Genomic DNA, 20,797 nt, shown 5'->3' on the forward strand with positions numbered 1-20,797 from the left:
CCGAGGGCCCGCGCCCTACCCGTGACGGCGGGGCGGGGCGGGGCAGCAGGAGGCCGCGCACGGGACGGGCTCGGGTTCGGCGAGCAACTCGCCGACCATCGCCACGAACCGCGGGTGCGTGCCCGCCGTCGCCGCCCTGGCCAGCGGGAGGCCGATCTCCTTGGCCAGGTCCGCGGCCTCGACGTCGAGGTCGTAGACGACCTCCATGTGGTCGGAGACGAAGCCGATCGGCACCAGGACCACCGCGGGGGCGTCGATCTCCCGCAGGTGATCGCAGACGTCCGGCTCGAGCCACGGGACGTGCGGGGGGCCGCTGCGGCTCTGCCAGACCAGGTCCCACCCCCGTTCGCCGCCCAGTCCCGCGGCGACCGCCGCCGCCGTCCGCCGCAGCTGCGCCTCGTACGCCCCGCCGGCCGGTCCCGCCGTGTTCGCCATCGAGACCGGGATGCTGTGCGCGGTGAAGACCAGGCGCGCGGCGTCCCTGTGTGCGGCGGGCAGGCTCTCGAGGGCCTCGCGCGTGTGGTCGACCATCGCCGCGACGAAGCCGGGATGGTCGAAGTAGTGTCTGAGCTTGACGACCTCGGGAGCGCCCTCGACCGCCGCCCTGGCCAGTGCGATGTCGTCGATGTACTGCCTGCAGGACGAGTAGGAGCTGTAGGCGGAGGTCACGAAGGCGGCCGCCCTGCGCACGCCGTCGGCGGCCATCTGGCGGAGGGTGTCCTCCAGGTAGGGGTGCCAGTTGCGGTTTCCCCAGTAGACCGGCACGTCGACGGTCGGCTCGACGGCGGCGATCAGGTCACGGCACTGCCGGTTGATCGGGCTGTGCCCGCCGAAGCGCTGGTAGTGCGCCTCGACCTCGAGCAGTCGTTCGCGCGGGATGCCCCTGCCCCGCACGACGTTCTCCAGAAACGGCATGACGTCGTCCGGCTTCTCCGGTCCTCCGAACGAGACGACGAGCAGCGCGTCGTAAGTCCCCATGGCACTCATCAAACCGCATGCGCGGGCGTTCTTCCGCACGGCCGCCCTGACCAGCGGTGAAAGAGATCCTCACTCTGACTGGTCCGGACAGAGGTCTTCACTCGGACACGTGATCAGACAACGAGTGCGGGGTAGGTTTCGAGACGTGACCCCATTTAGCGACATCCGCGACTATGTCGGCGTACCGCGGGTGACATCCCTGCGGCTCTCCCCTGATGGAACCCGCCTGGTGAGCGTGGTTCAGGCTCTCAACCCCGACGGAAAATCCTATGGAACCTCCCTGTGGGAGATCCCTCTCGACGGACGCGGGCCGTATCGGCTGACCAGGTCCGTGAAGGGCGAGGCCGGGGCGGAGTTCACCGCGGACGGCGACCTGCTCTTCGGTTCCCGCCGTCCCGACCCGACGGTCAAGGACGCGGACGCGGACGTCCCCGCGCTCTGGCTGCTGCCCGCGGCGGGCGGCGAGGCCAGGCAGATCGCCTCCAGGCCCGGCGGCGTCGCCGGGTTCGCCGCCGGAGGGCCCACCGTGGCCTTCGGTTCCGACGTGCTGCCCGGTGACGAGGCCACCGAGGCCGAACGGCGCAAGGCTCGCAAGGACAACGGGGTCAGCGCGATCCTGCACGAGGACTCCCTGGTGCGTCACTGGGACCACGACCTCGGCCCCGGCGAGGTCAGGCTGTTCGCCGGGACTCTCGGGGACGACCGGCTGACCGGGATCAGGGACCTCACCCCGCAACCGGGCAAGGGACTGGCCTTCTCCTCGTGGGACGTCACGCCGGACGGCGCGACCGTCGTGACGGGCTGGACGGTCCACCTGCCGGGCGGCGAGTTCGGCTCACGGCTCGTGGCGATCGAGACGGCGGACGGCGGGACCCAGCGGATCCTGGCAGAGCAGGACGGGTACGACTTCGAGGGACCGGTCGTCTCCCCCGACGGGAGGCTGGTCGCGTGCGTCCGCACCAATCACACCGCTCCCGACCGGATCCCCACGAGCACCCTGTGGATCGTCGACCTGGCCACCGGCGAGGGACACGCCGCAGGAGGAGAGATCTGGCCGGTCGACTACGTCTGGGCACCCGACTCCCGGTCGCTGTACGTGGCCGCCGACCACCTGGGGCGCCGCCCGGTCTTCCGCGTTCCCGCGGACGGCTCCGAGGCCGCGCGGCTCACCCGGGACGACGGCGCCTACCTGTCGCTCCAGGCCGCCCCCGACGGCTCCGTCTACGCGCTGCGCGGAGCCGTCGACCACCCTCCCGCGCCGGTCCGCGTCACCGTCGACGGCGTGGTCGAGGAGCTGGCCTCCCCGACCCCGGACCTGGAGCTCCCCGGAACCCTCACCGAGGTCACCGCGACCGCAGACGACGGCGGGCAGGTCAGGGCCTGGCTGGTGCTGCCCGAGGGGGCCTGCGCGCAGAGTCCCGCGCCGCTCCTGCTCTGGGTGCACGGCGGCCCGCTGGCGAGCTGGAACGACTGGTCGTGGCGGTGGAACCCATGGATCATGGCCCAGAACGGCTACGCCGTGCTGCTGCCCGACCCGTGCCTGTCCACCGGCTACGGTCCCGAGACGATCCGGCGGGGCTGGCGGAACTGGGGGCCGCGCACCCACGCCGACCTGATGGCGGTCACCGACGCCGCGCTCGAGCTGCCCGAGCTCGACCCCTCGAGGACCGCGGCCATGGGCGGCTCGTTCGGCGGCTACATGGCCAACTGGATCGCCGGGCACACCGACCGCTTCAGGGCGATCGTCACCCACGCCTCGCTCTGGCACCTCGACCAGTTCGCGGGCACGACCGACGCGGCCATGTACTGGCAGCGGGAGTTCGGCCCGCTGGGCGGCGAGGCGTACCGCGCGCTCTCGCCGCACCTGTCGCTGGACCGCTTCTCCACGCCCATGCTGGTCGTCCACGGGGACAAGGACTACCGGGTGCCGATCGGCGAGGCCCTGCGCCTGTGGTGGGACCTGCGGCGCTCGGACGTGGAGTCGAAGTTCCTCTACTTCCCCGACGAGAACCACTGGATCCTCAAACCGGGCAACGTCGTCGCCTGGTACGAGACGGTGCTCGCCTTCCTCGCCCAGCACGTCCTCGGCAGGGAGTGGAAGCGGCCGGAGTCGCTGTCGTGATCCGGAACGGCCCGCCCGGCGGTGAGCCGCGGGGACCGGGGAACAGCGCGGTCCCCGCGCGGGCCCTCGCACGCCGGACAGGAGGCGGGCGGTCGTGGAGAGCCCCGTGACCTTCGTACGGCTGGCGGAGGAGATCTCCCGGGAGGCGGGGGAGATGCTCCTGGCGAAACGGCCGGCCCGGCCCGAGGTGCTGGCGACGAAGTCCAGTCCGACGGACGTGGTGACCGCGCTCGACCGGGCCTCGGAGGAGCTGATCCGCGCCAGGATCAGGGCGGTCAGGCCGGACGACGCGATCCTCGGCGAGGAGGGCGGCTCCACCGGCGGAGGCAGGGTCCGCTGGATCGTCGACCCGATCGACGGGACCGTCAACTTCCTGTACGGCCTGCCCGAGTGGGCCGTCAGCATCGCGGTCGAGGTCGACGGCGAAGTCGTCGCCGGCGCGGTCAACGTCGTGCCCAGGGGCGAGGTCTTCACCGCGGCCAGGGGCGAGGGCGCCTGGCTGGCGGGGCAGCGGCTGCGCTGCAACACCGGCGTGCCGCTCGAGCGCGCCCTGATCGCCACCGGGTTCGGCTACGGGACAGGCAGGCGCGAGGTCCAGGCTGAGGTGCTCGCCCATGTGCTGCCGCGCGTGCGCGACATCCGCAGGGGGGGCTCCGCCGCCTCCGACCTGTGCTCACTGGCCGCGGGGCGGGTCGACGGCTACTACGAGCGCGGCCCGCAGTACTGGGACTACGCGGCGGGCGGTCTCGTCGCCACGGAGGCGGGGGCCAGGATCGGCGGCCTGAACGGCAGGCCGTACAGCCCTGACCTCACGATCTGCGCGGCGCCGGGGTTGTTCGAGGAACTGCACGATCTGCTGGCGCCGCTGAACCCGGAACGCGACGCCTGAGGCGGCGTCCGCCGCGGGAACCCGGCGCCGGCGCGCCGCTGTGCGACGCGCCGGGCACGCGACGGCGCGTCGCCCGAGACGAGGAAGCCCCCCGGTGTCTGGCCGGGGGGCTTCCGCGCTCAGCGCTGGATGGGGACGCCGTTGTCTGTGGCCAGACGGTGGAGATCCTCGATCTCGGCGGTGAAGGTGTCGGCGAGGTAGTGGTCGCCTGAGGACCTGGCGGCCTGCAGATTTTTGTGGGCCTGGTCGAGGCGGTGTTCGATCGTGGTGGTGAACTCGCCCATCTCACCTTCTTTCTCACGGGGGTTTTCTCACGGGGGCTGAAGGTCGGGCTGGTGGGGACTGGCTTCGAGCTCTACCCACGGCCACGGGGCGGCTAAACCTGTATGTGTCTTACGTCACGCATTGTGCCTATGGTTGCACTGGCCTTACCGCCGTCTTACGAGGGGTATGGCGACAATGAATGGCCGTTTCCACGGCTGTTCTCCGATCTTTTCACGGGAGGTGCCAGAGGCCGTGCGGGTGCTTGTGGTTGAGGACGAGCGGGTGCTCGCTGACGCGATCGCGACGGGACTCCGACGTGAGGCCATGGCCGTCGACGTCGCCTACGACGGCGCGGGCGCGCTGGAGCGGACCGGATACATCGACTACGACGTGATCGTCCTGGACCGGGACCTGCCCAAGGTCCACGGGGACGAGGTCTGCCGCCGCCTGGTGGCCGACCGGACCGCGTCCAGGATCCTGATGCTCACCGCGTCCGGCGACGTCGACGACAAGGTGGAGGGGCTGGGGCTCGGCGCCGACGACTACCTGGCCAAGCCCTTCGTGTTCATCGAGCTCGTCGCGCGGGTGCGGGCGCTCGGCCGCCGTTCGGCTCCCGCGCTGCCCCCCGTGCTGGAACGCGCCGGGGTCCGTCTGGACCCGGGCAAGCGGCTGGTCACCAGGGACGGCGAGGAGATCGCGCTCACGAAGAAGGAGTTCGCGGTCCTGGAGGAGCTGATGCGCGCCGAGGGCGCGGTCGTCAGCCAGGAGGACCTGCTGGACAAGGCGTGGGACGAGAACATCGATCCCTTCACCAACGTGGTGCGCGTGACCATGATGACCCTGAGGAAGAAACTGGGCGAGCCTCAGGTGATCGAGACGGTGCCCGGGGTCGGATACAAACTGTGAGCGTTCCAGGAGGCGGCGAGGACCGGTGGGCGGGCGTTCCCGCCGAGGAGCAGGGACAGTCGGTGCCGACCCACCCGATGATCAGCCCGCACTCCGAGCGGGGCGCCGGCAGGGGCGGGCGGCAGGCCGCGGTCTTCCCCGTGAACGTCCAGGCGCCTCCGCCGACGGGGCCGCCGGTGTGGGACGGGCCGCCTCCGCCCGGCGCGACGCAGGTCTCGCGCACCCCCATCGAACGACTGCAGGCGGTCGTCGACCGGATCAGCATCCGCTGGCGGCTGACCATCACCTACGGCGTGCTGTTCTTCATGGCCGGCGCCCTGCTGCTGTTCGTGATCTATCTGATAGTCGGCTCCGTGATGGACTCGGTATGGCCGGAGATCCCGTTCAACCTGGATTCGTGGCCCGCCGCCGTGGTGGCCAAGGCGGAGCAGGACTGGAAGTGGTACCAGCACGCCGCCGTCTACGAGGTGGGCAAGGAACTGCTCTCCCGGTCGCTGCTGGCCCTGCTGGGGGTCGGCGTCCTGGCGATCATCATCGGTTACCTGGTCGCCGACCGCGCGCTCAAGCCGATCCAGCAGATGACCGCGACCGCGCGCAAGCTCTCCGACAGCACACTGGCCCACGAGCGCATCGACCTCAAGGGGCCGGACGACGAGCTCAAGGAGCTGGCCGACACCTTCGACGCCATGCTGACCAGGCTGAACGTGGCGTTCGACACGCAGCGAAGGTTCGTGGGCAACGCCTCGCACGAGCTGCGCACCCCCCTGACGATCAACCGGACGGTCCTGGAGATCGCACTGGGCGATCCTGAGGCGTCGGAGGACCTCAAGGCGCTGGGCCGCACGCTCCTGGAGGTCAACGCCCGCAACGAGCAGCTCATCGAGGGCCTGCTGCTGCTGGCGCGCAGCGAGCGCGAGCTGACCGTGCGCAAGCCGGTGGACGTGAAGGACGTGGCGGAGACCGCCGTCGAGCAGCTCGCCCCGCGCGCGGAGGAGGCGGGGGTCACCGTGACCGCCGAGCTTCAGAGCGCGCACACCGTGGGCGACCCGGTGCTCCTGGAGCGCTGCGTGTCCAACCTGGTGGAGAACGCCATCAAGCACAACCTCCCCGACGCGGGACGTCTGTGGGTGCGGACGGGAATGGTGGAGGGGGCGCTGATTGTTCAGGTGGCCAACACGGGGCCGCACGTGCCCGCGTACGAGGTGAACGGTCTGTTCGAACCCTTCCGGCGCCTCAACGCCGAACGGGTCGACTCGTCCAAGGGGGCGGGGCTCGGGCTGTCCATCGTCCGCGCGGTCGTACGGGCTCACGGGGGCAACGTGACCGCCGTCCCCAGGGACGGAGGAGGCCTTGTGGTGACGGTGAGACTTCAGCCGCGCTGATCCGGCGGGGGGCGTCTCGTTCACGCCGTACATGTGGTTGGATGTGCCGTCGAACACGGTGGTGCATGCCGCCAATGTTGTGGTTTACGCCATATTTGGCTAACCGCGCCCATTGGCAGTGGGTCCCTCACGTGTGGGGAGGTTCAGCGACCATTCCGACGGGGTACCGATGCAGGAATCTATCTGGCGGATCGGGCACAAGTTGAGCCTCTCGGACGTTACACACGCGCGAACGAGCGCAGACAGATTGACAAGCGCAAACAGATAGATGAGGGGGATGGAGCAGACCGATGGCTACCGACTACGACAGTCCACGCAAGACTGACGACGACCTCAACGAGGACAGTCTTCAGGAACTGCAGGCACGCCGTACCGACAAGTCCTCGGGCAGCATCGACATCGACGAGACGGATCTCGCCGAGTCGCTCGAACTGCCGGGTGCGGACCTGTCGAACGAGGAGCTCTCGCTGAGAGTGATTCCTCGTCAGGCCGACGAGTTCACCTGCGCGCGGTGCTTCCTGGTGCACCACCGCAGCCAGCTCGCGGTCGAGAGGAACGGCCAGCAGATCTGCAAGGAGTGCGCGGCCTGACGATGTTCCGACGGCCGTCCGATGTGTGTCCTTCCATCGACGGGTAGGGCCCCAGGACAGCCTTGAGGAGGTTCCGCGACATGACGTCAGAGAACAAACAGACCGGTGCCGAGCCGGACGACTCCACAGCCGGGGAGTCGCCCGGCGCACCGGATCGAAAGGCCGGAGCGACGGGCGGATCGGCCGACGCGCCGGAACGGTCGAACGGCGCGCTCGAGCGGAGCGCCGACGCCTCCGACCGGGAGGTGTCCGAGCTCGTCGGCAGGCTCGCCGAACCGGGTGACATGGAGGGCGCCGAGCGGCGGCAGCTGCTCGGCCGCCTGACCGCCGCACTGGCCAGGGGGTCCAGGAAGGCCAAGGAGACCGGGATCGGCCGAGGACGCTGGCTGGCCGACGTGTTCACCGCCGTCGCCCCCCGCATCCCCATCCGCGATCTGGCCACCCTGTCCGAGCACCACCACGGTCTCACGTCGGAGGCGCTGGCCGACGACCTCGTGCGGACCGCGGCCAAGGCCACCATGACGGTCGGCGCCCTCGGCGGCGCCCTCGCCGCGGCCGAGTTCGCCGCCCCGCCCCTGCTGCTCTCCGCCCCGGCCCAGCTCGTGGCCGAAACCCTCGTGGTCGCCGCGATCGAGGTCAAGCTTCTCGCCGAGCTCCACGAGGTCTACGGCGTCCAGGTGCCCGGCAGCGGCACCCAGCGGGCCATGGTCTTCGTGGGCGCCTGGTCCAAGCAGCGCGGAGTCGACCCGCTCTCTCCGGCCTCGGTGTCCGTCGCGCTCGGCGCGGCCACCAAGACGGCGTTGCGCAACCGGCTGATGCGCACCCTCGGGCGTCACCTGACCACCTTCGGCCCCTTCCTCACCGGAGCCGTGGCCGGTGGAGCCCTCAACCGGGCCGCCACAAGGAAGCTCGCCGAGGCGGTCAGGGCCGATCTAAGAATTCATCGGGCACTTCCACCCGGTAAGTCATAGAAACGCCTGAATTGGGTAGTTGTTAGGAGTAGTCCGACTACCTGGAGGATTTTGTGCAGGGCCGCAGCTCGTTTCTGATCGTCGCAAACCGCCTCCCCGTCGACCGCGCGGGTGACGACATGTGGCGGCGCAGCCCGGGCGGCCTGGTCACCGCGATCGCTCCCGTCCTCCAGCGACGCGAGGGCGCGTGGATCGGCTGGCACGGCGCACCCGGCGAGTTCCTCGACTCCTTCGAGCACGACGGCATGCACCTCATCCCCGTGCCGCTGTCGGAGTCGGAGGTCGAGCTCTACTACGAGGGCTTCTCCAACGCCACGCTCTGGCCTCTCTACCACGACGTGGTCGCCCCGCCGGTCTACTCCCGCGTCACCTGGGAGGCCTACCGCGCGGTCAACGACCGCTTCGCCCGCGCCGCGGCCGAGGAGGCCGCGGAGAACGCGGTCGTGTGGATCCAGGACTACCAGCTCCAGCTGGTCCCCGCCATGCTCCGCAAGCTCCGCCCGGACCTGCGCATCGGGTTCTTCCTGCACATCCCCTTCCCGCCGGTCGAGCTGTTCTCGCAGCTCCCGTGGCGCAGGGAGATCGTCGAGGGCCTGCTCGGCGCCGACATGGTCGGCTTCCAGCGCCCCGGCGGCGCCTCCAACTTCATCAGGCTCTGCCGCAGGCTGCTCGGCCTCCAGCACCACAAGAACGAGATCTACGTGGAGGACCGCGTGGTGCGGGCCGCCGCGTTCCCCATCTCGGTCGACTTCGGGGAGCTCGACTCCCTGGTCCGCGAGCCGCACATCATCGAGCGCGCCAAGGAGATCCGCACCGAGCTGGGAGATCCCGAGTGCGTGCTGCTCGGCGTCGACAGGCTCGACTACACCAAGGGGATCGGCCAGCGCCTGAAGGCGTTCGGCGAGCTGCTGTCGGAGGGCTCGATCAAGCCAGGGGAGGCGGCGTTCGTGCAGATCGCGACGCCGAGCCGGGAACGGGTCGAGGAGTACATGCGCCTTCGCGACTCGATCGAGCTGCAGGTCGGCCGGATCAACGGGGAGCAGGGCGAGTTCGGCCAGCAGCCGGTGCAGTACATGCACCAGTCCTACGGCCGGGAGGAGCTCGCCGCGCTCTACCTGGCGGCCGACGTGATGGTGGTGACCCCGCTGCGCGACGGGATGAACCTGGTCGCCAAGGAGTACATCGCCTGTCGCAACGACCTGCGCGGCGCCCTGGTGCTCAGCGAGTTCGCCGGGGCCGCCGACGAGCTGCGGCAGGCGTTCATGGTCAACCCCTACGACGTGGACGGGCTCAAACGGACGATGCTGGCCGCGATGCGGGCCACGCCGCACGACCTGTCACGCCGGATGCGCTCGCTGCGCAGAAGGGTCGCGACCTACGACGTGGACCGCTGGGCGAAGGAGTTCCTCACCTCCCTGGAGGCATGACCCCGGACCTCCGCGCCCGCCGGGAGTCCGTGTCTCCGAGGTCCTCCGAGGTCCCCCGAGCCTCCGAGGCCTTTCGACGACCGAAGGCTCCGTGCCCGCCGGGGTCCCGCCGGGCGCGCCCGGCCCGGGGGAGGGCGTCAGGCGGTGACCTCCCTGGCCGCGTCACGCAGGGCCTTCCACGCGTCGTAGCGCCTCCTGGCCGTGCGGGCCACCAGGATCTGCGCGACCTGCATGCCCACGCCCATCACCACGGCGTAGCCGATCGCCTCGCCCAGGCCGATGTCCAGCGACTCGTTGTCCGCCGGGGGCTTCTTGCCGGTCGTCTTCTCCCAGGCGAACCCGATGGCCTTCCTGGCGGCCCAGGCCGTCACGAGCCCCGCCAGGCCCCCGATGGCCCGCCACGCCAGATCCTGCTTCTCGGTCTTGTCGGCCATGAGGCCTCCTCCCCTTTTCTCACTCCGTCAAGAACACTAGTCTCCTCCGTCGCGGTACCACGTGACGCCATACCATAGGGTGGCATGACACAACAGCGACTGCGCCGTGCGCCCATGCCCGAGAAACCCACTCTCGACGGGCTGGAAACCGTATGGGTAGCCCGCTGGGAGGCCGAGGGGACCTACCGCTTCGACAGGTCGCGCACCCGGGCGGAGATCTACTCCATCGACACCCCGCCGCCGACCGTCTCCGGATCCCTGCACGTCGGCCACGTCTTCTCCTACACCCACACCGACACGATCGCCCGCTTCCAGCGCATGCGCGGGCGCGAGGTCTTCTACCCCATGGGCTGGGACGACAACGGCCTGCCGACCGAGCGCCGGGTGCAGAACAACTTCGGCGTGCGCTGCGACCCCTCCGTCCCCTACGACCCGGACTTCCGGCCCCCGGCCAAGCCGGACGCCAAACGCCAGGTCCCCGTCTCGCGCGGCAACTTCATCGAGCTGTGCGAGCGGCTCACGCTCGAGGACGAGAAGGCGTTCGAGGAGCTGTGGCGCCGCCTCGGCCTGTCGGTCGACTGGTCGCTGACCTACGCCACCGTCGACGGGCAGGCGCGGGCCGCCTCCCAGCGCGCGTTCCTGCGCAACCTCGCCAGGGGCGAGGCCTACCTGGCGCAGGCCCCCACGCTCTGGGACGTCACCTTCCGCACGGCCGTCGCCCAGGCCGAACTCGAGAACAGGGAGTGGCCGGGAGCCTTCCACCGGCTCGGCTTCACCCTCTCGCCCGAGCAGCGGGCGGCGGGGCTCGGCGAGCGGGTCTGGATCGAGACGACCCGCCCCGAGCTGGTGCCCGCCTGCGTCGCGCTGGTCGCCCACCCCGACGACGAGCGCTACCGCCCGCTGTTCGGCGCCACGGTCAGGACGCCGCTGTTCGGCGTCGAGGTGCCGGTGCTGGCCCATCACCTGGCGGAGCCGGACAAGGGCTCGGGCATCGCCATGATCTGCACCTTCGGCGACCTCACCGACGTCACCTGGTGGCGCGAGCTGGACCTGCCGACCAGGGCCGTCGTGGGCAAGGACGGAAGGCTGCTGCCCGAGGCGCCGCAGGGCGTCCCGGCGGAGCCGTACGCCGAGCTGGCGGGAAGGACCGTGCACGGGGCCCGCGAGCGGATCGTGGAGCTGTTGCGCGAGTCCGGCGACATGGAGGGCGAGCCCCGCCCGATCAGGCGCCCGGTGAACTTCTACGAGAAGGGCGACCGGCCCCTGGAGATCGTCACCACCCGTCAGTGGTACATCCGCAACGGCGGGCGGGACCGCGCGCTCAGGGACGCGCTCCTGGCGCGGGGCGGAGAGCTGGCCTGGCACCCGCCGCACATGAAGGTCCGCTACGACAACTGGGTCGAGGGACTGGCGGGCGACTGGCTGATCTCCCGGCAGCGGTTCTTCGGGGTGCCGATCCCGGTGTGGTACCCGCTGGACGACAGCGGGCGGCCCGACCACTCCGCGCCGATCCTGCCCGAGGAGTCCTCGCTGCCGATGGACCCCGCGACCGACGTGCCGCCCGGCTACACCAAGGAGCAGCGCGGCGTGCCCGGCGGTTTCACCGGAGAGGAGGACGTCATGGACACCTGGGCGACCTCCTCGCTGACCCCGCAGGTCGCGGGCGGCTGGGAGCAGGACGAGGACCTGTTCGGGCGGGTCTTCCCGATGGACCTCAGGCCGCAGGCCCACGAGATCATCCGTACCTGGCTGTTCTCGACCGTGGTCAGGTCGCACCTGGAGAAGGGCACGCTGCCCTGGCGCAACGTCGCCATCTCCGGATGGATCCTCGACCCCGACCGCAAGAAGATGTCCAAGTCGGTCGGCAACGTGGTCACCCCGCTCGGCCTGCTGGAGCAGTACGGCTCGGACGCGGTCCGCTACTGGGCGGCCGGCGGCCGTCCCGGCACGGACACCGCCTTCGACACCGGCCAGATCAAGGTCGGCCGCAGGCTGGCGATCAAGATTCTGAACGCCTCCAGGTTCGTCCTCGGCCTCGGAGAGGACGGCGGCGAGGTCACCGAGCCGATCGACCTGTCGATGCTGGCCCGTCTCGACGAGGTGGTCCGCGAGGCGACCGAGGCGTTCGAGGCCTACGACTACACCCGCGCGCTCGAGCGGACCGAACGGTTCTTCTGGGAGTTCTGCGACGACTACCTGGAACTGGTCAAGGCGAGGGCCTACGAGACCGGTCCCGCGGCGCGCTCGGCCCACGCGGCGCTGCGCGAGGCGCTGGACGTCATGCTCAGGCTGTTCGCCCCGTTCCTGCCGTTCGTCACCGAGGAGGTCTGGTCCTGGTGGCGCGAGGGCTCGGTGCACCGCGCGGCCTGGCCCGAGGCCGCCCGCCGCGGCAGTGGTCCCGACGGCGGCCCCGACGGCAGGACGGAGCTGCTGCCCGCGGTGGCCGCGGTCCTCGGCCACGTCCGCAGGGCCAAGTCGGACGCCAGGCTGTCGATGCGCGCCGAGGTCGCCAGGTTGACCGTCACCGGAGGCCTGGCCGATCTCGTACGGCAGGCGCAGGACGACCTGTGCGGCGCGGGAGCCGTCGAGGAGTTCGTGCTCCAGCCCGGTGAGGGCGACCTGCTCGTCGAGGTGGCCCTCACCTGACCGCGCACGCGAATCTGGCCTTTTCGTCCGACGCTCCTGCCGTACGGTCGAGGCACGAGCAGGTGAGGGGAGGAGGAGAGCGTGCTTCCTGGCTGCGGCAACTGTGACTGCCACCTCGACGACAGGGTGATCGCCCGGCCGCCGGGCGAGCGCTGATCCGGATCGCACACGGAGGGGCCCACCCCGGGCCCCTCCCATTCAGCCGCCCGGAGACGCCCCGCCCGGCCCGGAGACGCCCCGCGCGGGCCGGGGCCGAGGTCCGCCCGGCCGCCTCCCTTTCCGTGTCCGGCCGATAACCATGCGCATCACACGCCGTGGCATGACAGTCTGGAAGCGTGATCTCCGATCGGGAACGTCTGACGAACCTGGTGCCGCGCACGTTGCTCCGCGTGGCCGTCTGGAGCCTGTGCCTGATCATCATCGGCTGGGCCGTGTTCTACTTCGCGCAGTTCATCGCGACGTTACGCATCGTGGTCCTGCCGGTGGCCATCGCGCTGCTGCTGACCGCGCTGATGTTCCCGGTCACCAGAAGGCTCAGGGCGGTGGGCGTCAGGCCGATATACGCCACCTGGATCACCATGCTGATCGCGTTCGCCGTGCTCGGCGGCATCGGCTGGTTCATCGGGCTGCGGGCCAACGACGAGATCCCCGCCCTGGTCGACCAGGTGCGCAAGACCTCCCAGACCGTGGAGCAGTGGCTCTACACCGGGCCGCTGCACCTGCAGCCGAACCAGCTCACCACCTGGGTCGACGAGATCAGCAAGCAGGTCACCGCCCAGCGCAACCAGATCACCCAAACGGTGCTCACCGGCGCGACGGTGGCGCTGGAGGTGCTCGCCTCCATCGTGCTGCTGCTCTTCGTCACCTTCTTCCTGCTCAAGGACGGCGACCGCATCTGGTCGTGGTTCCTCAAGGCGTTCGGCTCGGCCGCGCCCAGGGTCGACAGGGCGGGACGGGTCGCCTGGGTGACCCTGTCGCACTACGTGCAGGGCACCGTGGCGGTCGCCGCCGTGCACGGCGTGGTCATGGGCATCGTGCTCGCCGGGATGGGGGTTCCGCTCTGGGCGCCGCTCGCCGTGCTGATCTTCCTGGCCAGCTTCATCCCCATCGTCGGCATCTTCTTCGCCGGAGGCGTCGCCACCCTGGTCACCCTCGGCGCGAAGGGGCCGATCTACGCGCTGATCTTCCTCGGCATCCTGGTGGTCGAGCAGCAGCTGGAGAACCACGTCCTGCAGCCGCTGATCGTCGGCAGGGCGCTGAGCTTCCACCCGCTGGCGATCATCCTGGTGCTGGCCGTCGGCGGAATCGTGGCGGGCATCGCGGGGGCCGCGGTCGCGGTGCCGGTCGCCGCCGTGATCTACCGGGCGCTCCCCGAGCTCATGAGCGAACCACCGATCGCCCTGCCCCCCGTCCCGTCGGGGTCCCCGCCGTCCGCTGAGCCCCCGGCGTCCTCGTCCGGGCTCGTGGGAGCGGCGGCCGGGGCAGGGGCGGGCGAGGAGGCCGCCGGAGCCGCCGAGCCCGGTGAGACCGGTGAGAGGACCGACGCCGTGGAGCAGGCGGGACAAGCCGGGCACGCCGGTCAGGCAGGGCCCGCGAATGAGGGATCCCCGCAGCACAAGGGGTAACGTTCTGCTCCGTGACCCGTTCCACCGTGACGACCCCTCCGCCGGGGGCCACCCTGCCGGAGGCGCGGCCCGGCGCGCCCGCCCCCGGCGCCCGGCTCGGCCCGCACTACAGCCGCTGCTTCGGCTGCGGGGACCGGCATCCGACAGGCCTGCACCTGAACGCCGTGACCCCTGACGGGATCACGGTGACCGCCGAGTTCACCGTCGGAGAGGCGCACCAGGGCGCGCCGGGCCTCGCGCACGGCGGTGTGCTGGCCGCGGCGATGGACGAGGTCATCGGCATGTCGGTGTGGCTTTTCCAGCGTCCCTACGTCACCGGACGCCTCGAGACCGACTATCTCGCGCCCGTCCCGCTCGGCACGACCCTGCACCTGCGCGCCTGGTGCACCGGCATGTCGGGGCGGAAGGCGTACCTTGAGGCTGAGGGACGGATCGGCTCCGAGGACGGCCCGGTCGCCGTGCGCGCGGCCGCGCTCTTCATCGAGGTGGGCATGGAGCACTTCGCCAAGCACGGTGACGCCCAGGCGATCATCGACGAGCATCACGATTACGAGGTGAACCCGTGACCGGCAAAGTCGAGGTGTTGATCCACCGGCTCGACGCCGAACTGCCCATGCCGTCCTACGCCCACCCCGGCGACGCGGGCGCCGACCTCTACGCCGTCGAGGACGTCGAACTGCTTCCCGGAGAGCGCGTCATGGTCGGCACCGGCGTCGCGATCGCCCTGCCGGACGGATACGCCGCGTTCATCCACCCGCGCTCGGGCCTGGCCGCCCGGCACGGCGTGACGCTCGTCAACGCGCCCGGCACCGTGGACGCGGGCTACCGCGGCGAGATCAGGGTGACGCTGCTCAACACCGACGCCAAGGAGGCTGCACGGCTGCGCAGAGGCGACCGCATCGCCCAGCTCGTGGTCCAGCGGGTGGAGAGAGCCGTGTTCTACGAGGTGGACCGGTTGCCCGGTTCGGCGCGAGGCGCCGACGGGTTCGGATCCACCGGCCGCTGACGAGGAGGCGAACCCGATGACACCCGTGCAGCGGCCGGCGAGCCCGACGCGGGAACCGTCCCGCCGCCGGGCCGTCGCCCGTGAGACGAGGGCCGAGGGGAAGCGTCCAGTGAATCTTCAAGGAGCGTGAGAAAAGTGTTCGGACGTCGCCGTCGCGAGGAGCCCCGGGCTCAGGCCGAGCAGGTCGAGCGGAACGGGCCGTTGGAGGAGGAGGCTCAGGTCCGGGAGTCGGGGCCGTGGGACTCCGGCGAGCCGTACCCCGAGCGGGAGCGGGTCGATCTCGGAGGCCTGCGCCTGCCGGTCGATCCCGGCTTCGAGGTGCAGCTCAACCTGGCCGGCGACCACATCGTGGGCGCGGTCGTCATCTTCGAGGACAGCGCCCTGCAGGTGCACGCGTTCGCCGCGCCCAAGCGCAGCGGCATCTGGGACGAGGTCCGCGCCGAGCTCGCCGAGGGCGTGCGAGGCGCGGGAGGCACGGTCGAGGAGCGGGAGGGGCCGTTCGGGGCCGAGCTGGTCGCGCGGGTCCCGGGAGAGGAGGGGGCCCAGTCGGTGCGCTACATCGGCGTCGACGGGCCGCGTTGGTTCCTCCGCGCGGTGGTCAGCGGCCGTGCCGAGCCGAGCGAGGAGGTCACCGCGACCCTGGAGGGGGTCGTCCGCGACATCGTCGTGGTCCGCGGGGACGAGCCGATGGCCCCGAAGGAGGCCATCGAGCTGCGGCTTCCGCCCGAGGCCAGGCAGGCGGTCGAGCAGCAGGCGGGCGGACGGGACACCCCCGATCTCAACCCCTTCGATCGCGGTCCGGAAATCGCGGAGATTCGCTGACGTGAGGGATCGCGTACGCTGATTCAACACGTATGTGAAGGAGAGGTCGTGGGTTCTCAGGAACCGCATAAACAGGGCGGATTTCGAGGCTTCTTCCGTCGGCTGACGACGAGCCAGGCAGAGCTGGAGGCCAGCGAACTCCAGCAGGACCTCGATCGCCACGGCGCCACGCCGATCGTCTCGTGCGGCGGCCGACGCCGGTTCTGTGTCACCGGTACACTACGGACGGTCACGCTTCGCCCTCGCGGGGGCGCGCCCGCCCTTGAGGCGGAGCTCTACGACGGTTCCGACGTGATCGACCTGGTGTGGCTCGGGCGGCGGAGGATCGCCGGGATCGAGCCGGGCAGGATGCTGCTCGCGGAAGGGCTCGTCAGCCTTCAGGACGGGCGCAAGGTGATGTTCAATCCCAGGTACGAGCTGCGCCCGGCGGGCGGTGCGTGAGCGATCGACGACCACGGAGCGGTGAGCGAGAACAGATGAGCACCACCGACGAGAACAGCGCGCACCTCACGGTCGAGGCGGCGATGCGCAGCCAGCTCGCCAAGGCCTTCGGCGGAGTGCGGGGCATCGTCGAGGCCGCCGTGCCCACGATCGCCTTCACCCTGATGTGGGTCGTCACCTCCGACCTGAGGACGTCGCTGATCGTCAGCGTCTCCGCCGCGGTGCTGCTGCTGGTCGTGCGCGTGCTGCAGCGTTCGACGCCGCAGTTCGTGCTCAACAGCCTGGTCGGCATCGGCATCGGCGCGTTCTTCGCCTCGCGCACCGGCGACGCGAAGGACGTCTTCCTGCCGGGCATCCTCTACAACGCGGGATACTCGGTGGCGATGCTGCTGTCGATCGTCGTGCGCTGGCCGGTGGTCGGCTTCCTGATCGGGTCGGTCACCGGTGATCCGACCTCGTGGCGCGACGACCCGGCCGTCGTGCGCCTGTGCTCCAAGCTCACCTGGATGCTGATGATCCCGTGCGTGGTCCGGGTGGCCGTGCAGCTTCCCGTGTACCTCATCGGCGGCAACGACGCCGTCGCGGAGCTGGGCATCCTGAAGATCGTCATGGGATGGCCGCTCCAGGTCGCGAGCCTCGCCGCCATGGTCTGGCTGCTGGCCAGGGGGAGGACCCCGGTCCGGCCCGCCGTCTCCTGAGAAGACGGGCCGGACCCGCACGGCCATGCCGTACGGGACCGGTGCTCCGGGCGGGGGAGGTCAGCTCGCGGAGCGGTGGTGCGGCGAGAGCAGCCGCCCCAGCTCCTCCTCGACCTCCTGGTTGGCCACGAACATCAGCTCGTCGCCCGCCTCGAGCGGGTCGTCCGCGGTGGGGACCAGCACCCGGCCCTCCCGCAGGATCGCGACCAGCGCCGTGTCGGCGGGCCACGGCACCGAACCCGCCCGGTGCCCGACGACCGGCGCGTCCTCGGGCAGGGTGAGCTCGACCAGGTTGGCCTGTCCCTGGCGGAAGGTCATCAGGCGGACCAGGTCGCCGACGCTCACCGCCTCCTCGACCAGCGCGCTCAGCAGGCGCGGGGTCGAGACGGCCACGTCCACGCCCCAGGACTCGTTGAACAGCCACTCGTTCTTGGGGTGGTTGGTTCTGGCCACCACGCGCGGCACGCCGTACTCGGTCTTGGCGAGCAGCGAGACGACGAGGTTGACCTTGTCGTCGCCGCTGGCGGCGACGACCACGTGACAGTCGGCCAGGCCCGCCTCGTCCAGGGAGGAGATCTCGCAGGCGTCGGCGAGGAGCCACTCCGCCCTCGGCACGGTGTCGATCTTGATGGCCTTCGGGTCGATGTCGATGAGCAGGACCTCGTGGCCGTTCTCCAGGAGCTCGGCGGCGATGGAGCGCCCCACGGCTCCCGCACCCGCGATGGTGACGCGCATCAGTGACCCTCCTCCGGAGCCCCGGAGAGCACCTTGTTGATGCGCTCCATGTCGTTCTCGGCCGCCATGACGTGCAGGATGTCGCCCTCCTGCACCACGGAGTCGTTCCTGGGCAGCAGGGTCTCGCCCATCCGGTTGATGAACGCCACGCGGGTGGCGGCCGCCTCCTCGAGGTCCTTGCTCCTGGTGCCGATCCACCCGGGGTGGTAGGCGACCTCGGCCAGCACGACGGACCCGGTCGGGTCGCGCCACAGCGGCTCGGCGCCCTCGGGCAGGACCCGGCGCAGGATCTGGTCGGCGGTCCAGCGCACCGTGGCCACCGTGGGGATGCCGAGGCGCTGGTAGACCTCGGCGCGTCGGGAGTCGTAGATGCGGGCCACGACGTTGTCCACGCCGAACGTCTCGCGGGCGACCCTGGCGGAGATGATGTTGGAGTTGTCGCCGCTGCTGACCGCCACATAGGCGCCCGCGGACTCGATGCCGGCCTCCTCCAGGACGTCCCTGTCGAAGCCGATGCCGGTCACCCGGCGACCCCGGAAACCGGCCCGCAGCCTGCGGAAGGCCTGCGGATCCCGGTCGATGATCGCGACCGAGTGGCCGCTGTCCTCCAGGATGTGCGCCAGGGTCGAACCCACCCGGCCACATCCCATGATCACGATATGCATGCTCCCCCGCCGCTCGCGTTGAGGCGGATCTTGTTCCCTGTGTACCTAGTCAGTATGGCCCGCTTCGGGAGTGCCGCGTCAGCGGGGCGTATGGATGGGGACTAGCATCGGCAGACGTGTCAAAGGTGACGGACCTTGTCAAGCGCCTGTTCATCGGGCGCGCGCTGCGCAGCACGCAGTTACATGAGCAATTGCTCTCCAAGCGCATCGCGCTGCCCGTTTTCGCGAGTGACGCCCTCTCCTCGGTGGCCTACGCGCCACAGGAGATCCTCGTCATCCTCTCCATCGCCGGACTCTCGTTCTACCACTTCGCGCCCTGGGTGGCGGTGGGCGTCGTCCTGGTGATGCTCACGGTCGTGGCGTCCTACCGGCAGAACGTGCACGCCTATCCCAGCGGCGGCGGCGACTACGAGGTGGCCACGGTCAACCTGGGCCGCAACGCCGGCCTCACCGTCGCCAGCGCCCTCATGGTCGACTACGTGCTGACCGTCGCGGTCTCCGTCGCCAACGGCGTCGACTACGTGGGCGCGACCATTCCCTACGTCGCCGAGCACAAGCCGCTGGTGGCGATCGTCATCGTCGTCCTGCTGACACTGGTCAACCTGCGCGGCATCCGCGAGTCCGGCGCGGCGTTCGCGATCCCCACCTACGCCTTCATGATCTCCGTCATCGGACTGGTCGCCTGGGGCGGCTTCCGGCTGCTCGTCCTCGGCGACGAGCTGCGCGCGCCGACCGCCGACTACCAGATCGTCGCCGAGCAGACCAATCTGACCTCACTGGCGGCGGCGTTCCTGATCCTGCGCGCCTTCTCCTCCGGCTGCGCGGCGCTGACCGGCGTCGAGGCGATCAGCAACGGCGTCCCGGCGTTCCGCAAGCCCAAGAGCAAGAACGCCGCGACCACGCTGCTGATGATGGGCCTGATCGCGGTCACCATGTTCGTCGGCATCATCACGCTCGGCCTGGCCTCGGGCGTCAAGGTCGCCGACCCCGCCACCGCCGCCCACGACGTGCTCATCGACGGCAGGCCTGCGGGGCCCGACTACTACCAGCAGCCGATCATCGCCCAGGTGGCCGACGCGGTCTTCGGCAGCGGGTCGCTGTTCTTCATCGTCATCGCCGCGGTCACCGCGCTGATCCTGTTCCTCGCGGCCAACACCGCCTTCAACGGTTTCCCCGTGCTCGGCTCCATCCTGGCCCAGGACCGGTTCCTGCCCCGCCAGCTGCACACCAGGGGTGACCGGCTGGCCTTCTCCAACGGCATCGTCATCCTGGCCGCGGGCGCCTGCCTGCTGCTGTGGGGGTTCGACGCCGACGTCAGCCGCCTGCTCAACCTCTACATCGTCGGTGTCTTCGTGTCGTTCACACTGAGCCAGATCGGCATGGTCCGGCACTGGACCCGGCACCTGAGGACCGAGACGGACCCGAAGACCAGGGCGCAGATGCGGCGCTCGCGGGTCATCAACTTCTTCGGCGGCGTCATGACCGGCGTGGTGCTGGTGGTCGTGCTGCTCACCAAGTTCACCCACGGCGCGTGGATCGTCTGCGTGGCCATGCCGGTGCTGTTCCTGACCATGAAGGGCATCCACCGCCACTACGAGAACGTCGCGGCCGAACTCGCGGTGTCCGAGGACCTCCAGGTCGACGAGTCGATGCTGCCCGCGCGCAACCACGCCGTCGTCCTGGTCTCCAAGATCCACAAGCCGACCCTGCGGGCGCTCAGCTACGCCCGCGCCACCCGGCCCTCCACACTGGAGGCCGTCACCGTCGGGGTCGAGGGCGAGGAGGCGCGGGCGCTGCAGGAGGAGTGGGAGCGCAGGGGCATCCCGGTCCCGCTGAAGATGCTCGACTCGCCCTATCGCGAGATCACCCGGCCGATCCTGGAGTACGTCAAGTCGTTGCGCCGCCGCTCGCCCCGTGACGTGGTGACCGTCTACATCCCGGAGTACGTCGTCGGCCGCTGGTGGGAGCACCTGCTGCACAACCAGAGCGCGCTCAGGCTCAAGGGGCGGCTGCTCTTCCAGCCCGGCGTGATGGTCACCAGCGTGCCCTGGCAGCTGCACTCCTCCGACCGCCTCAAGGGCCGCCCCGAACCCTTCGCCCCCGGCGCGGTGCGCCGTCCCCGCCACGAGACGGTCGCAGGAGGGATGGCTCGGGACCAGGACGCCAAGGCTTAACCTTTCGTATGTACTCCTGACC

General features: G+C 70.4%; 20 protein-coding genes. 15 read left to right on the forward strand and 5 right to left on the reverse strand.

The genetic code is table 11. From position 1 onward, the window contains the following. Window positions 1-15: 15 nt before the first annotated feature. Window positions 16-978, reverse strand: a complete 963-nt coding sequence (locus PKF00_RS36665) for a ferrochelatase (protein ID WP_271222325.1) — start codon at window positions 976-978, stop codon at window positions 16-18. A gap of 145 nt (window positions 979-1,123) precedes the next feature. On the opposite strand from PKF00_RS36665, the gene PKF00_RS36670 reads away from it, so the two are divergent. Together PKF00_RS36670 and PKF00_RS36675 are read left to right on the forward strand one after the other, a co-directional pair. Then, window positions 1,124-3,100 carry a S9 family peptidase gene (locus PKF00_RS36670; protein ID WP_271222326.1) on the forward strand — a complete coding sequence of 659 codons (1,977 nt, stop codon included), beginning with the start codon at window positions 1,124-1,126 and terminating at the stop codon, window positions 3,098-3,100. A gap of 94 nt (window positions 3,101-3,194) precedes the next feature. Then, the gene (locus PKF00_RS36675; RefSeq protein ID WP_271222327.1) at window positions 3,195-3,989 is read left to right on the forward strand and encodes an inositol monophosphatase family protein; all 795 of its coding nucleotides are present in this window, start codon (window positions 3,195-3,197) and stop codon (window positions 3,987-3,989) included. Between the two features lie 119 nt (window positions 3,990-4,108). Here PKF00_RS36675 and PKF00_RS36680 read toward each other — a convergent pair whose 3' ends face one another. Then, window positions 4,109-4,273, reverse strand: a complete 165-nt coding sequence (locus tag PKF00_RS36680; RefSeq protein WP_271222328.1) for a hypothetical protein — start codon at window positions 4,271-4,273, stop codon at window positions 4,109-4,111. Window positions 4,274-4,505: 232 nt separating this feature from the next. Here PKF00_RS36680 and PKF00_RS36685 point away from each other — a divergent pair, with 232 nt between their 5' ends. The 5 genes from PKF00_RS36685 to PKF00_RS36705 all read left to right on the forward strand — a co-directional run bounded on the left by PKF00_RS36685 (window position 4,506) and on the right by PKF00_RS36705 (window position 9,529). Further along, entirely contained in the window at window positions 4,506-5,159 is a 654-nt protein-coding gene (locus tag PKF00_RS36685) for a response regulator transcription factor (RefSeq protein WP_271222329.1), read from the forward strand. A 77-nt stretch (window positions 5,160-5,236) separates the two neighbouring features. Beyond that, window positions 5,237-6,541, forward strand: a complete 1,305-nt coding sequence (locus PKF00_RS36690; RefSeq protein WP_425582183.1) for a sensor histidine kinase — start codon at window positions 5,237-5,239, stop codon at window positions 6,539-6,541. A gap of 290 nt (window positions 6,542-6,831) precedes the next feature. After that, window positions 6,832-7,131 (forward strand): DUF4193 domain-containing protein, encoded by a 300-nt coding sequence (locus PKF00_RS36695; protein ID WP_271222331.1) that lies wholly within the window; start codon window positions 6,832-6,834, stop codon window positions 7,129-7,131. A gap of 80 nt (window positions 7,132-7,211) precedes the next feature. After that, complete coding sequence (locus PKF00_RS36700; protein WP_271222332.1) at window positions 7,212-8,102, forward strand: hypothetical protein; 891 nt, start codon at window positions 7,212-7,214, stop codon at window positions 8,100-8,102. Window positions 8,103-8,155: 53 nt separating this feature from the next. Beyond that, window positions 8,156-9,529 (forward strand): alpha,alpha-trehalose-phosphate synthase (UDP-forming), encoded by a 1,374-nt coding sequence (locus PKF00_RS36705; RefSeq protein ID WP_271222333.1) that lies wholly within the window; start codon window positions 8,156-8,158, stop codon window positions 9,527-9,529. Window positions 9,530-9,666: 137 nt separating this feature from the next. On the opposite strand, the gene PKF00_RS36710 is transcribed toward PKF00_RS36705, so the two are convergent. After that, window positions 9,667-9,963: a DUF4235 domain-containing protein gene (locus PKF00_RS36710; protein ID WP_271222334.1), complete on the reverse strand. Its 297-nt coding sequence runs from the start codon at window positions 9,961-9,963 to the stop codon at window positions 9,667-9,669. Window positions 9,964-10,047: 84 nt separating this feature from the next. On the opposite strand from PKF00_RS36710, the gene valS reads away from it, so the two are divergent. The 7 genes from valS (at window position 10,048) to PKF00_RS36745 (ending at window position 17,201) form a co-directional block, all read left to right on the forward strand. Beyond that, on the forward strand, window positions 10,048-12,609 hold the full coding sequence (valS, locus tag PKF00_RS36715) for a valine--tRNA ligase (protein WP_271222335.1): 2,562 nt from the start codon (window positions 10,048-10,050) through the stop codon (window positions 12,607-12,609). A gap of 335 nt (window positions 12,610-12,944) precedes the next feature. Beyond that, on the forward strand, window positions 12,945-14,234 hold the full coding sequence (locus tag PKF00_RS36720) for an AI-2E family transporter (protein ID WP_271222336.1): 1,290 nt from the start codon (window positions 12,945-12,947) through the stop codon (window positions 14,232-14,234). 11 nt (window positions 14,235-14,245) lie between these two features. Beyond that, entirely contained in the window at window positions 14,246-14,800 is a 555-nt protein-coding gene (locus PKF00_RS36725) for a PaaI family thioesterase (protein ID WP_271222337.1), read from the forward strand. Next, window positions 14,797-15,240 carry a dUTP diphosphatase gene (dut, locus tag PKF00_RS36730; protein ID WP_271222338.1) on the forward strand — a complete coding sequence of 148 codons (444 nt, stop codon included), beginning with the start codon at window positions 14,797-14,799 and terminating at the stop codon, window positions 15,238-15,240. Before PKF00_RS36725 ends, dut begins: the two co-directional genes overlap by 4 nt. Window positions 15,241-15,366: 126 nt before the next feature. After that, complete coding sequence (locus tag PKF00_RS36735) at window positions 15,367-16,062, forward strand: DUF3710 domain-containing protein (RefSeq protein ID WP_271222339.1); 696 nt, start codon at window positions 15,367-15,369, stop codon at window positions 16,060-16,062. A 48-nt stretch (window positions 16,063-16,110) separates the two neighbouring features. Continuing rightward, on the forward strand, window positions 16,111-16,503 hold the full coding sequence (locus PKF00_RS36740; RefSeq protein WP_271222340.1) for an OB-fold nucleic acid binding domain-containing protein: 393 nt from the start codon (window positions 16,111-16,113) through the stop codon (window positions 16,501-16,503). Between the two features lie 35 nt (window positions 16,504-16,538). Continuing rightward, window positions 16,539-17,201 (forward strand): DUF3159 domain-containing protein, encoded by a 663-nt coding sequence (locus PKF00_RS36745; RefSeq protein WP_271222341.1) that lies wholly within the window; start codon window positions 16,539-16,541, stop codon window positions 17,199-17,201. A gap of 60 nt (window positions 17,202-17,261) precedes the next feature. Here PKF00_RS36745 and PKF00_RS36750 read toward each other — a convergent pair whose 3' ends face one another. Together PKF00_RS36750 and PKF00_RS36755 are read right to left on the reverse strand one after the other, a co-directional pair. Next, complete coding sequence (locus PKF00_RS36750) at window positions 17,262-17,936, reverse strand: potassium channel family protein (protein WP_271222342.1); 675 nt, start codon at window positions 17,934-17,936, stop codon at window positions 17,262-17,264. Then, window positions 17,936-18,601, reverse strand: a complete 666-nt coding sequence (locus PKF00_RS36755; protein WP_271222343.1) for a potassium channel family protein — start codon at window positions 18,599-18,601, stop codon at window positions 17,936-17,938. The genes PKF00_RS36750 and PKF00_RS36755 overlap by 1 nt, the downstream gene beginning before the upstream one ends. A 116-nt stretch (window positions 18,602-18,717) precedes the next feature. Here PKF00_RS36755 and PKF00_RS36760 point away from each other — a divergent pair, with 116 nt between their 5' ends. Next, window positions 18,718-20,775, forward strand: coding sequence for an APC family permease (locus PKF00_RS36760; RefSeq protein ID WP_271222344.1), 2,058 nt, complete (start codon window positions 18,718-18,720; stop codon window positions 20,773-20,775). The last annotated feature ends 22 nt before the right edge of the window (window positions 20,776-20,797 follow it).

The organism is Streptosporangium carneum (assembly GCF_027922005.1).
GTDB classification, from domain to species: domain Bacteria; phylum Actinomycetota; class Actinomycetes; order Streptosporangiales; family Streptosporangiaceae; genus Streptosporangium; species Streptosporangium carneum.